The organism is Azospirillum oryzae, assembly GCF_900177515.1.
Lineage (GTDB): Bacteria > Pseudomonadota > Alphaproteobacteria > Azospirillales > Azospirillaceae > Azospirillum > Azospirillum oryzae_A.
The window spans coordinates 287,113-299,767 of record NZ_FXAK01000005.1 but is presented as its reverse complement, the minus strand read 5'-3'; the positions used below and the strand labels follow the sequence as shown (position 1 = coordinate 299,767).

Genomic DNA, 12,655 nt, shown 5'->3' with positions numbered 1-12,655 from the left:
CGACATTGTGTAGTTCACGGGCGGTTCCGTCTTCCCTCCGTCTGGTGTAGGCTTATCCATGGGGCTTGAGCCTGACAGGAGGCGGAGATGTCGGTGTGGCGCCGCTATCTGGTGAAGGACGTGACCGGCCGGCTGGTCGATCTGCCGAGCAGCCTGCTGGACCGGGCCGACGACGGCACGGCCCCGCTGCCGCATTTCGCCGGCCGCTGCGTGGAGATGGTGGCGGCGGTGATCGTCGGCGACCGCAAGACCCATGCCCGTGTCACCGAACTGGCCTTCACCAAGCTGTATTTCGACCAGATGGGCTATGTCGACGCCGCCAAGCGCGAGCGGATGATCCGCCTGATGCTGGAAAGCTGCGCCGACCGCCGCTGCCGCCCGCCGCGCCAGGGTGCGGCCGAAGACAAATGCACTCACCTGTCCCGCCGCGCCGTCGCCGCCCGTGACCAGCTGATCCGCGAATTCGGCTGGGAACCCAAGCCCGACGAACGCGACGCCGCCCTCAGCCGCCTCGACCCCACCCGGCTTCGCAGAGCCCTGTCGGAACCGGCGCCCACGCTGCATTGAGGATCGCCGCTCTCCGCAAAGGGGAGGGGGCCTTTTAGACCCGCCTCTCCCGGCCCATATGCAGGCTAATGGAAAGCATGGAGCCTGGCGAACCGCAGATGAGTCCCCCCGATACCGCCCAGACGCTGTCTTTCGCGCGCGTGCGTCAGCTGGCCCTGATCGGCGCCGGATGCACCATCATCCTGCTCGGCCTGCTGCTCGCCCCCTTGCCCGGTCCGGGCGGGCTGCCGGTGATGCTGCTGGGTGGCGTGCTGGTGCTGCGCAACTCCGCCGACGCCCGCCGCCTGTTCGTCCGGTCGAAGCGCCGTTATCCCCGCATGTTCAGTCCGATCGAGCGCATCCGCCAGAAGCTGCGTGCCCGCCGCCTGCGCAAGATGCACGGCGGCTGATCCGCCCGCGCCGGTCGGGCGGGCGGATCAGACGGACGATGCTTGCGGTGCCTCGGATCACTGCGCCGGGAGGGCCGGAACGCCGTCCTTCCACTGGTCCCAATGGCCGACGATGTGGTCGACCATGCGTGACCCGACGAGTTCCACATTCTCCACCGTCTCGGCGAAGCCGCCGGCGGTCTCGCCGGGTTTCGGGTCAAGATGCTGGAGCGTCGTCTCGTTCGGGTTGCCCTGATCGAAATTCACGGCGCCGCGCAGGCTCATCACCCGGTCGGAGCCCTGCAGCCGCTTGATGACCAGCGTGATCGCCGCCGCCTCCATCTCGGTGATGACGTAGTCGTCCGCACCATAGAGCTTTGCGATGTACTGTGCCTGGGCCGACATGCCGGGGCCGTGGAAGAAGGTGTCGCCGGTCATGTGCGTGCCGGTGCCCACAAAAGGAGCACGTTGCGCGGCTTCCTGCGGATAGCGTTTGCGATAGGCGCGGGCGGAGTCGCTGTCCTTCAGCGGCGTGTCGGCGGTCAGGCGCATGGCCCAGGACACCAGCGCCGGGTTCATCGGGAACAGCCGCACCGCCTCATAGCCCTTGCGCGGCATGAAGGTCGGCTCGCCCGGCTTGCCTTCTTCCGGCGCCCAGCGGTGGCCCAGATCATAGTCGACCACCCAGGTCGCCCAGTTCACTTCGCCGATGGTGCCGCGCGACGGCGGGGTGCCGGCCACGCCGGTGACCAGGAAATAGGCTTGCGACAGGTCGAGCTGCGGGTTCAGCAGGATCGCCTGCATCGAGGCGGAGGAGCTGACCTTCCCCATGCCCAGCACCGACCCGCACACGCCGTCGGCGTTGCAGTAGACCGGGTTCAGCGCGCCTTTCACCGTGATGGGCTCGGCCGTTTGCCAGTAGCGCTCGTACCAGTGCTGGAACTCGCCGGCGCGGTCCCCGGTGTTCTTGCCGATCTCGAACATCGAGCCGACGAATACCTTGACCTTGATCGGCTCCGCGGCCTGCAGGGAACCAGCCAGCCCGAACAGGAGCAGAGCCGACAGGGCGGCGCCGCGGCAGCGGGAGAACAATGACATCGGACCTTCACTCCTTGGGACGGAAACTTACCTGAGTATGCAATGGCCATACCATGGCCGTCTCCGTTGCGCCGTGCCAGCGCAAACAATCCAGCGGTCCGCCGACAACCGCCAGCCCTGCGGAAGCGGGCACTGGACAGGGTCGCCCCGCAGCAGCCATCTTGTGCGTCCGTTCGCATGAGGAGGTCTTCCGGTGAAGTCGGGCAACGCGCTGCTGTCCAGCTATGGCACCACCATTTTCGAGGTCATGTCCCGCTTGTCGGAGGAGCATGGCGCGATCAACCTGGGCCAGGGGTTCCCCGACGACCGCGGGCCGGCCGATGTGCTGCAGACCGCGGCCGACGCGCTGCTCAACGGGTGGAACCAGTACCCGTCGATGATGGGCACGCCCGAGCTGCGTCAGGCGCTGGCCGCCCACGCCGGCCGCTTCTATGGCCTCGACATCGACTGGAAGACCGAGACGATGGTCACCTCCGGTGCGACCGAGGCGCTGACCGCCTGCCTGCTCGGCCTGATCAATCCGGGCGACGAGGTGGTGCTGTTCCAGCCGATGTACGACAGCTACCTGCCGATCGTCCGGCTGGCCGGCGGCGTGCCGCGTTTCGTCTCGCTGAAGGCGCCGGACTGGAGCTTCAGCCGCGCCGACCTGGAGGCCGCCTTCTCCCCCCGCACCAAGCTGGTCCTCATCAACGACCCGCTGAACCCCGCCGCCAAGGTCTTCGACCGGGCGGAGCTGGAGCTGATCGCCGAATTCGTGCAGCGCCACGACGCGCTGGCCGTCTGCGACGAGGTGTACGAACACATCGTCTTCGACGGCCGCCGCCACATCCCGCTGATGACCCTGCCGGGCATGCGCGACCGCTGCCTGAAGATCGGCTCGGCCGGCAAGACCTTCTCGCTGACCGGCTGGAAGGTCGGCTATGTCACCGCCGCCCCGCACCTGCTGCAGCCGGTGGCGAAGGCGCACCAGTTCCTGACCTTCACCACCCCGCCGAACCTGCAGACCGCCGTCGCCTTCGGGCTGGGCAAGGAGGAGGGCTATTTCACCGGGCTCGCCGCCGGGCTGCAGGCCAAGCGCGACCGGCTGTCGGCCGGCCTCGCCTCGGTCGGCTTCGACGTTCTGCCCAGCGCCGGCACCTATTTCGTCGCCGCCGATATTTCCCGCTTCGGCTTCGACGGCGACGATCAGGCCTTCTGCCGCTGGCTGGTGGCTGAGGCGAAGGTCGCCGCCATCCCGGTCAGCGCCTTCTTCGTGGAGAACGCGCCGACCAACGTCGTCCGCTTCTGCTTCTCCAAGCGTGATGAAGTGCTCGACGAGGCCATCGGCAGGCTGCGGAAGCGCTTCGTAAGCGAATAACGCCATACGGACAGTATAGTTGTCCGTGCGGATTATCCGGATGTTTGGCAAGTTTTAACCTGTCGGCGCGATGATTGGTCTTTCCCCGGCCGGTCGTCGCCCGCTGCAGCGCACCGGTGGGGGGAGCGGTGGAACGGCGGAGCGCAGGGCATGCCACGTCTCCCGATCCCTCGGTTCCCAGCCGTCCGGATTCCCTCTTTCCGGACCGGCATCCTGACGGCTGCCGTCCTGGCGCTCGCCGGGATATGGGCCGGCTATGCCCTGATGGCCTCCTCCATGCTGGAAACCCAGACGCAGGAGGCGCTGGCGAATGCCGAGGCGACGGCCCGCGCGTATGAAAGCAGCACCAGCCGCACCCTGCATGATGTCGACACCACGCTCCGCTCCTTCGCCGAGCGCTTTGCCGATGGCGGGCTGGCCCGTGCCCGCCGCATCGTCGACGACGGGCTCTGTGACACCGCCCTGATCCATCACGTCTCGGTCTTCGGTCCCGACGGCGCCCAGCTCTTCCGCAGCGGAATAATCGGTCCGCCCGACCGGCTGGACGACGACGGCCTGCTCGCCTTCCACCGGGGGGAGGGGCGGGGGCTGATGAAGGTCGGTACGCCCTTCGCCGGGTCGGCGACCGGCCAGCCGCTGCTGCGGCTTTCCCGCCGGCTGGAGGATGCGGCGGGCGGCTTCGCCGGGGTGGTGATCGCCAACATCGACCCCGATTACCTGTCCGGCTTCTACCGGCAGGCCGATGTCGGCCGGAACGGGGTGGTGACCCTGATCGGGCTGGACAGGATCATTCGCGCCCGCGGCTCCAAGGACGGGCGCAATGCGGTCGGGCTCGACGGTTCCGCCTCGGCCCTGTGGGAGACGGCGCGGCGGTCGCCCACCGGCGTCTTCTGGCAGGACAGCATCGCCGACCACGTCCGCCGCGCCTACGCCTACCGCCCGGTGGAAGGCTATCCGCTGATCCTCGTCGTCGGCGTCGCCGTGAAGGACATCGACGCCGCGGTCGCCGGATTCCGCGGACAGATGCGGATCATCGCCGCCCTGCTCAGCATCTCGGTCCTGCTGGTCGCCGCCCTGCTGCTGGTGCAGCACCGCAATGCCGAACGGCTGGCGGAGGCGCTGGCGGTCAACCGCGACTTCCTGGCCCGCGTCAGCCACGAACTGCGGACGCCGCTGAATGCCATCATCGGCTTTTCCGAGATCATCAAGGACCGGATGTTCGGGCCCGATGCCGGCGACCGCTATGCCGACTATGCCGGCGACATCCATGCCTCCGGCCGGCATCTGCTGACGCTGATCGACGACATCCTCGACCTGTCGCGGCTCCAGGCCGGCAAATTCGCCCTGCTGATGGAGGAGGTCGACCCCGTCGCCGCCGCCGAATGGGCCATCCGCATCGTCACCCCCCAGGCGGAACAGAAGTCGATCCGGCTGGAGATCAACCGCCCGCCGGCCCCGGCCCTGGTGCGGGCGGACGAGCGGGCGCTGAAGCAGATGCTGCTGAACCTGCTGGGCAACGCCCTGAAATTCACCCCGGAGAACGGGCGCGTGCTGGTCAGCGTCGGACGCGGGGTCCATGGCCGCTGCATCATCCGCGTCACCGACAACGGCATCGGCATGACGGCGGAGGAACTGCGCCAGGCCTCCATCCCCTTCGGCCAGACCTCCGCCCTCACCACCCATCCCGGCCGCGGCACCGGTCTCGGCCTGCCCATCGTCAAGTCGCTGATCGAGGCGCATGGCGGCAGCCTCCGCATCGACAGCCGGCCCGGCCAGGGCAGCCAGATCACCCTGGAATTCGCGGCCTGATCCACAAATCCCTTGCCGATCCGGCCCGCAACCAAATCGATCTTCGCGGCGGTGCCGCAAAGCCATGGCGAAACCCCCGCCGCTTGGGCATACTCCGCGCCGGTTTTGTCCAGGTCCGAGCCGACGCCAGGGCTGTCCCCGGCCGCGTGCTTCCGGACCCACCCGCGGAATTGGGGCCTGTCCAGAATGTTGCGTGCGCTGGCGCGTGTCTGTGCCGTTCTTGTCGCGTGCTCCGGCACGTTCACCGCCTCCCAGACCCTCGCCGCCGACCCGCCGGCCGAGCCGGTGCCCTTCGGCGTTTCCAGTGTCGAGGTGGTGGCGGAGCGCGATACGCCACAGGCCTGCTTCACCTTCACCGACCGGCTGGAGCGCTCGCGCGCCGTCAACTTCCGCGATTATGTGGCGGTGGAGCCGGCGGTGGACGGTGCCGCCATCGCCCGCGACCGCACCCTCTGTGTCGAGGGGCTGCACCATGGCGAGACCTACCGCGTCACGCTGAAGGACGGGCTTCCCGGAGCCGACGGCAAGCGTCTGCCGGCCGCCGACACCCGCGAGGTGCAGGTGCCAAACCGCAAGCCTTCGCTCGCCTTCCGCGGCGCCGGCTACATCCTGCCCCGCGTGGGGGCGGACGGCCTGCCGCTGCGCTCGATCAACCTGGACCGGGCGAAGCTGCAGGTTCTGCGCATCGCCGACCGCGCGCTGGTCGAGAAGATCTATTTCGGCCGCATCACCCAGCAGATGACCGATTACGACATCGGCGAGATCCTGGACAAATCGGGCCAGGAGGTGTGGCGCGGCGAGATCGGCATCGGCAACCAGCCGAACCGCACCGTCACCACCGCCTTCCCGATCGATGCTGTCCTGGGCAAGCTGGAGCCCGGCGTCTATGTCGCCGTCGCCGGTGCTGACGAGATCAAGCCGGGCGGCTGGGACCGCAAGGCGACCCAATGGTTCGTCGTCTCCGACCTCGGCCTCAACACCATCCTCGGCGAGGATTCGCTGGTGGTCTTCGCCCGCTCCGTCCAGAGCGCCGCGCCGGCCGCCGGGGTGGAACTGCGTCTGGTCGCCCGCAACGGCACGGAGCTGGGCCGCGTCCAGACCGGCGAGGACGGGCTTGGCCGTTTCGACCTCGCGGCCCTGCGCGCCGCCGGGGCGGAGCCGGTGCAGGCGCTGTTCGCCGCGCGCGGCGACGGCGACTTCGCCGTTCTCGACCTGACCGCCGGCGGCGCCCCGCCGGCCGACACGCCGGACAAGCCCGCCACGATCGTCCGCCCGGCCGCCGGCGGCCTCGACGCCTATCTCTATACAGAGCGCGGCATCTACCGTCCGGGCGAGACGGTGCAGCTGACGGCGCTGCTGCGCGACGCCGACCTGAACCCGCCGCCCGCCGGCAAGCAGCTGACCATCCGCGTCCTGCGCCCCGACGGCTTCGAGGTGGAGCGGCGCGGCCTGACCGACAGCGGGGCCGGTGGCTATGCCACCCGCATCGACCTGCCGATGAACGCCTATCCCGGCAACTGGATCGTCACCGCCCATGCCGAGCCGGACGGCCCGGCCATCGGCAAGGCCGAGTTCCTGCTGGAGGATTTCGTGCCGCCGCGGCTGGACGTGGCGCTCGCCTCCCCGACGACGGAGTTGGCTTCCGACGGCGAGGCCGACATCGCGCTCGACAGCCACTATCTCTATGGCGCGCCGGCCTCCGGCCTGCCGGGCGAGCTGACGGTGACGCTGCGCGCCGCCGCCAACCCCTATCCCAACCTGCCGGGCTATCATTTCGGTCTGGTGCAGGAGGACGTGAAGCCTGCCCGCGCCGATCTGCCGGGCTTCATCACCGATTCCAACGGCTCGGCCCGCCTGAAGGTCAAGCTGCCGCGCCCGCCCGACAGCACCCGCCCGCTGGAGGCGGTGGTGCGCGCCACCCTGTTCGACCTCGGCGGCCGTCCGGTCGGCCGCGATTTCGTGCTGCCGGTGCGTCACCAGCCCTTCGCCATCGGCATCAAGCCGCGCTTCGAGGGCGACGGCGTGCCGGAGGGGGCGACCGCCGGCTTCGACGTCGTCGCCGTCGGCCCGGACGGCAAGCCGACCGACCACGCCGACCTCTCCTACGAGCTGTTCGAGGAGGAGTATGATTACTCCTGGTACGAGGCGAACGGCCGCTGGGACTACAAGGTCACGGTGAAGGACCAGCGGGTGACCGGCGGTTCGCTGTCGGCCCAGGCCGGCGCGCCCGTTTCGGTCGAGACCCCGGTGACCGCCGGGCGCTACCGGCTGGAGGTGTTCGATCCCAAGACCGGTGTCGCCAGCAGCTTCCGCTTCGCGGCCGGCTGGTGGATGACCCCGACCGCCGGCGAGCGGCCGGACTCCGTCGACGTCTCGGTGATGATGCCGGCCTACCGCGCCGGGGAAAGCGCCTGGGTCTTCGTCAAGCCGCCCTATGACAGTCAGGTGCTGGTCGCCGTGGCCGACCGCGGCGTCTCCTATGCCGTCACCCGCGCCATCGGGACCCAGGGCGCGTTCCTGGAAATCCCGATCGGGCAGGGCTGGACCAGCGGCGCCCATGTGCTGGCGACCGCCTTCGCCACCTCCGACCCGCAGTCGAAGAAGCCGCCGCGCCGCGCCGTCGGCCTTGCGTGGCTGGCGATGGACAAGGCTCCGCGCACCCTCGACGTCCGTCTCTCCGCCCCGGCGGAGACGGAGCCGCGCCGCGCCATGACCGCCGACATCACGGTGGACGGCGTGGCGGAGGGCAAGCAGGCCTTCGTCACCCTGGCCGCCGTCGACGAATCGGTGATGCAGCTGACCGACCAGCCCTCGCCCGATCCGGCCCGCCATTATCTGCGCAAGCGTCCGCTCCGGGTGGAACTGCGCGACTCCTATGGCCGCCTGATCGATCCGGCCAGCCTGGACGCCGCCCGTCCGCCGGCCCAGCCGACGCCGCGCCTGCGCCAGATCGCCGGGCTGGTGCCGCCCAAGTCCGAACGTGTGGTCTCGCTCTATTCCGGCATCCAGACCGTCGGGGCCGACGGCAAGGTCTCCGTTCCCTTCGATCTTCCCGATTTCCAGGGGCGCCTGCGCCTGATGGCCGTCGCCTGGAGCGAGGGGCGGATCGGCCATGCCGAAAGCCAGATGCTGGTGCGCGATCCGGTCGTCGCCGACGCCGTGCTGCCGCGCTTCCTCGCCCCCGGAGACTCGGCACAGGTCCTGCTGTCGCTCGACAACCTGAACGGCCCGTCCGGCGATTACACCATGACCCTGACCGCGGAGGGCGCCGTCGCCATCGTTCAGTCGGAATCCGGGGCCCAGTCGGAGTCCGGCAACGAGCTGGCCGTGCCGAAGCTCGCACGCGGCAAGCGGGCGACCGCCGGCCGGGTGCTGACCGCCACCGCCGTCGGTTCGGGCCATGTCACGCTCGACGTCACCGGTCCGGAGGGCGTCCGCGTCACCCGCCGCTGGGACGTGACCGTCCGTCCGGCAACGCCGCTGGTGGCGCGCCGCAACACCACGGCACTGCCGACCGACAAGAGCCTGACCATTCCCGCCGACATCACCGCCGGCCTGCGGCCGGAAACCCTGTCGGTCGGTGCGGTCGTCGCCCCCCTGCCGGACCTCGACGTGGCGGGCCTTCTCTTCGCGCTCGACCGCGCGGCACCGGGCGGGGCGGAGCAGACCGCCAGCCGCATCCTGCCGCTGCTGTCGATGAGCGACGTCGCCGCCAATCTCGGCATCGCGCCGGAGGACCGCATCAAGGCCCGCGTCCAGCGCAGCGTCGACCGGCTGCTGACCTTCCAGCGCATCGACGGCGCTTTCGCCGCCTGGTCGCCGAAGGGTGAGTTGGATCCGTGGCTGACCGCCTACGCCGTCGATGTGCTGGGCCGGGCCAAGGCCGCGGGCTACCGCATCCCCGACCAGCCCTATCGCAAGGGACTGGACTGGCTGAAGCAGGCCATCGACAACGCCTGGGTCGAGACCGCCGACCTGCCGGGCCGCGCCTATGCGCTCTATGTGCTGGCGCGGGCGAAGATGATCGACGCCGGTGCCGTGCGCTATTTCCGCGAGAATTATTGGGACCGGCTGCAGACCGACTTCGGCCGGGCGCAGATCGCCGCCGCGACCGCCGTGCTGGGCGACCAGCAGGGGGCGACCGACGCCTTCTCCAAGCTGACCGGCGCCCGCATGGTCACCGCCAGCCTGCGCGACCAGGGCTCCTCCCTGCGCGACGAGGCCGGCGTGGTGGTGTTGATGGCGGAAAGCGGCGCGGTGGACCGCGATCGCATCTTCCAGGCGGCCGAGCGGGTGGCCAAGACCTTCGCCGCCGTCCGCACCACCAACCCGCAGGAGCAGGCTTGGCTGCTGCTGGCCGCGAAGGCGTTGATCGACCGCGCGGCGCCGATGAAGCTCGCCATCGGCGACCAGACGGTGGAGAACGCCAAGCCGCAGATCCTGCCCGTCGATCCGGCCGCCCCGCCCGCCATCCGCAACCTCGGCGGCGAGGTCCGGCAGACGGTGTCGGTCGCCGGCGTGCCCGACCAGCCGGCCGGCGCGGAGGAGCAGGGGATGACCATCCGCCGCCGCCTGTTCGACATGGCCGGCCGTCCGGTCGATCCGGCCGGCATCCGCCACAACGACCTGCTGGTGGTGACGCTGGAGGGCGAGGTCGGCGATCCGCTCGACCATTCGGTGCTGGTCAGCGATCCGCTGCCGGCCGGCTTCGAGATCGAGAATGTACGCCTCGCCAACAGCGGCCAGCTCGGCAAGCTGTCCTGGCTGGGCGAGCTGTCGGCGGTGCGCAATGTCGAGTTCCGCGACGACCGCTTCCTCGCCGCGGTCGACCTGCCGAAGACGGCGCCCCGTTTCCGGCTGGTCTATCTGGTCCGCGCCGTGACCCCCGGCGACTTCGCGGTGCCCGGAGCCCAGGTCCAGGACCTGCAGCGTCCCCACCTGTCCGCCCGCACCGCCGCATCCCGGCTGCGCGTGCTGCCGGAGTGAGCCATCCGGGGGCGGGACCTGATCGGTCCCGGTCCGCCGGCTGAACATGCCGACATGGACCCCATGATTGCGCCTGCGGGCTCGATCATGGGGTTTTCTTTTGCGGCTTGGCCCCCAGGAGCCAGCAATAAGTGCATTGATGTGCGTCTGCACTCGTCCTGCACGGCGGAGTGGGCGCATCCGCGTCGCAAAAATGCAACCTATTATATATAAAATGGTAGATAAACACGACCCAAAAAACGAAATGTATCTAACAATGCGATCTTATCGCCGAATTGAAACGATATTCGTCTTTCTTATCACCAATATGTCTAACTGATGACTCTCATCGCGAGAAAAAGTCTCAAGAAGTGCACTCCGAAAAATTGACCGCGATATAGCTACGTTGATATTCAAGTATATGTGCATTGGGCACGAGAAACCAAAATGAGTGCGATAGTATGTCATGCAACAGCTCTCTCAAGATGTACGTCGTGAACAACACCGGTGGAAACGCCATTTTCTCGTTTTCCCATCGTTACAGCGACGATGCGCCGGTGATCTGGCAGTCCAGCACGCCCGTTGCTCCCGGTGGCTTTGCCGGGCCGCTCGAAGTGGGCTTCAACACCGGTTTCGGCCGCACCGGCATGGATTACTGGTACTGCCGGGCCGAGGTGGTCGACGGGTCTAGCCAGGGTGTCTATCAGACCGAAGGCAGCCTGCAGGCCCCGACCAAGGAGTGCGAGTGCCAGTCGGCGGACGACGGCATGACCTACTACTTCCCGTTCACCACCAGCACTTTCATGATGCCGCTGATTTCCGGCTCCTGCACGACCTCCGTCTCCAGCTGAGGCTGCCGACGGTCGGCGCCGGACCGGCGGGCGCATCTGCCCGCCGTCCGGCGCCGTGCGGCGGCATCACCCACCCGACGTTCAACGGCGAGCAAGAGGGTCGCTCCATGGCTTCGAACATCACCAATGTCTTCGTTCTCATGCTGGAGAACCGGTCGTTCGACAATCTGCTCGGATTTTCCGGCATCACCGGCACCGACGCCGTCACCGGTCAGCCGACGGCGGTCGACGGGCTGACGGGCAAGGAGTCCAACAGCTACAACGGCGTCGCCTACACGGTGTCCCAGCCGGCCGACCAGACCCTGCCGGTGGATCCCGGCCACGAATTTGCCGACGTGGTGGAGCAGCTCTGCGGTCATGGCGCCAGCTACACGTCCGGCGGCAGCTATCCTGCGATCGACAACAGCGGCTTCGTCGCCAACTTCGCGGACTCGACCTCGGACGACGAAGGGAAGGCGCCGGTCCAGGATCTGGCGATGATCATGCGCTGCTACGCGCCGTCGCAGCTGCCGATCCTGAACACGCTGGCCCGCGAGTTCGCGGTCTGCGACCGTTGGTTCTCGTCGCTGCCCGGCCCGACCTGGCCCAACCGCTTCTTCGCCCACGCCGCCTCTTCGGACGGCCTCGACGCCAGCCCGACCGATGAGCAGATGGCGAAATGGGACACCTTTTCAGGTGTGAAGTTCAAGAACGGCACCATCTTCCAGGCGCTGAGCGCCAAGCCCAACGGCGGCGATTTCGGCTGGCGGCTGTACGGCTATGAAGCGCTGACCACGATCACCGCGGCGCTTGCCGGCGTCAACTTCTCCGACGTGAACTCGCTGGACAAGCTCGCCAAGGATCTGCAGGGGAACTACCCCTGGCTCTACACCTTCATCGAGCCGAATTACGGCAATGTCCGGGCCGGCAGCTACACCGGCGGCACCTCGCAGCATCCCATGGACGGGGTGACCGGCGGCGAGACGCTGATCAAGCAGGTGTACGAGGCGATCCGCAATTCGCCGCTGTGGGAAACCAGCCTGCTCATCATCACCTGGGACGAGCATGGCGGTTTCTACGACCACGTCGCCCCGCCGGCCGCGGTCGCGCCGGGCGACACGCTGCCCAAAACCAAGCCGAGCGACACAGGGCCCGAATTCGGGCTGAACGTCAACGGCTTCACCTTCGAGCAGTATGGCGTCCGCGTCCCGGCGGTCGTGGTGTCGCCGCTGATCCCGAAGAACACCGTCGACCATCGCGTTTATGACCATTCCTCCATCCCGGCGACGCTGGAGGCGGTCTATGGGCTGAAGCCGCTGACCAAGCGCGATGCCGCGGCCAACAACGTGCTGTCGCTGCTGTCGCTGTCGACGCCGCGGACCGACACCCCGGCCACGCTGCCGCAGCCGGCGGAGTTCGGCAACATCGTCACCAACGCGCCGGCTCCTGTCGCTCCGCCGGCGGACGCACCGATGCCGGCCAGCCAGGTTGGTTTCGTGCAGCTTCATGCCATGCATGATCTGCAGACTTCGCCGCCGGCGGAGCATCCGGCCATCCTGGCGCGCGTATCCTCCCTGCAGACGGTTGGCGATGCCAAGCAGTACATGCAGGAGGTCCAGGCGAAGGCCGGCGCCGCTCCAACCGCGCCGACGGCTTCGTAA

Annotated in this window: 8 protein-coding genes; 7 read left to right on the top strand and 1 reads right to left on the bottom strand. The window is 68.5% G+C overall.

Annotated elements, in window-relative coordinates:
- The first annotated feature begins 87 nt into the window (after positions 1-87).
- Together B9N97_RS09840 and B9N97_RS09835 are read left to right on the top strand one after the other, a co-directional pair.
- Positions 88-567: a hypothetical protein gene (locus B9N97_RS09840; protein ID WP_085085824.1), complete on the top strand. Its 480-nt coding sequence runs from the start codon at positions 88-90 to the stop codon at positions 565-567.
- A 98-nt stretch (positions 568-665) separates the two neighbouring features.
- On the top strand, positions 666-956 hold the full coding sequence (locus B9N97_RS09835) for a hypothetical protein (RefSeq protein ID WP_085086687.1): 291 nt from the start codon (positions 666-668) through the stop codon (positions 954-956).
- Between the two features lie 57 nt (positions 957-1,013).
- Here the strand turns inward: B9N97_RS09835 and B9N97_RS09830 are convergent, their stop codons facing one another.
- On the bottom strand, positions 1,014-2,033 hold the full coding sequence (locus B9N97_RS09830) for a purine-nucleoside phosphorylase (RefSeq protein WP_085085822.1): 1,020 nt from the start codon (positions 2,031-2,033) through the stop codon (positions 1,014-1,016).
- A gap of 193 nt (positions 2,034-2,226) precedes the next feature.
- On the opposite strand from B9N97_RS09830, the gene B9N97_RS09825 reads away from it, so the two are divergent.
- The 5 genes from B9N97_RS09825 (at position 2,227) to B9N97_RS09805 (ending at position 12,655) form a co-directional block, all read left to right on the top strand.
- Complete coding sequence (locus B9N97_RS09825; RefSeq protein WP_085085820.1) at positions 2,227-3,390, top strand: aminotransferase; 1,164 nt, start codon at positions 2,227-2,229, stop codon at positions 3,388-3,390.
- Between the two features lie 150 nt (positions 3,391-3,540).
- The gene (locus B9N97_RS09820) at positions 3,541-5,199 is read left to right on the top strand and encodes a sensor histidine kinase (RefSeq protein ID WP_085085818.1); all 1,659 of its coding nucleotides are present in this window, start codon (positions 3,541-3,543) and stop codon (positions 5,197-5,199) included.
- A gap of 186 nt (positions 5,200-5,385) precedes the next feature.
- Positions 5,386-10,185: an alpha-2-macroglobulin family protein gene (locus B9N97_RS09815; protein ID WP_244560640.1), complete on the top strand. Its 4,800-nt coding sequence runs from the start codon at positions 5,386-5,388 to the stop codon at positions 10,183-10,185.
- A gap of 473 nt (positions 10,186-10,658) precedes the next feature.
- Positions 10,659-11,015 (top strand): hypothetical protein, encoded by a 357-nt coding sequence (locus B9N97_RS09810; RefSeq protein ID WP_143266582.1) that lies wholly within the window; start codon positions 10,659-10,661, stop codon positions 11,013-11,015.
- Between the two features lie 107 nt (positions 11,016-11,122).
- The gene (locus tag B9N97_RS09805) at positions 11,123-12,655 is read left to right on the top strand and encodes an alkaline phosphatase family protein (RefSeq protein ID WP_085085814.1); all 1,533 of its coding nucleotides are present in this window, start codon (positions 11,123-11,125) and stop codon (positions 12,653-12,655) included.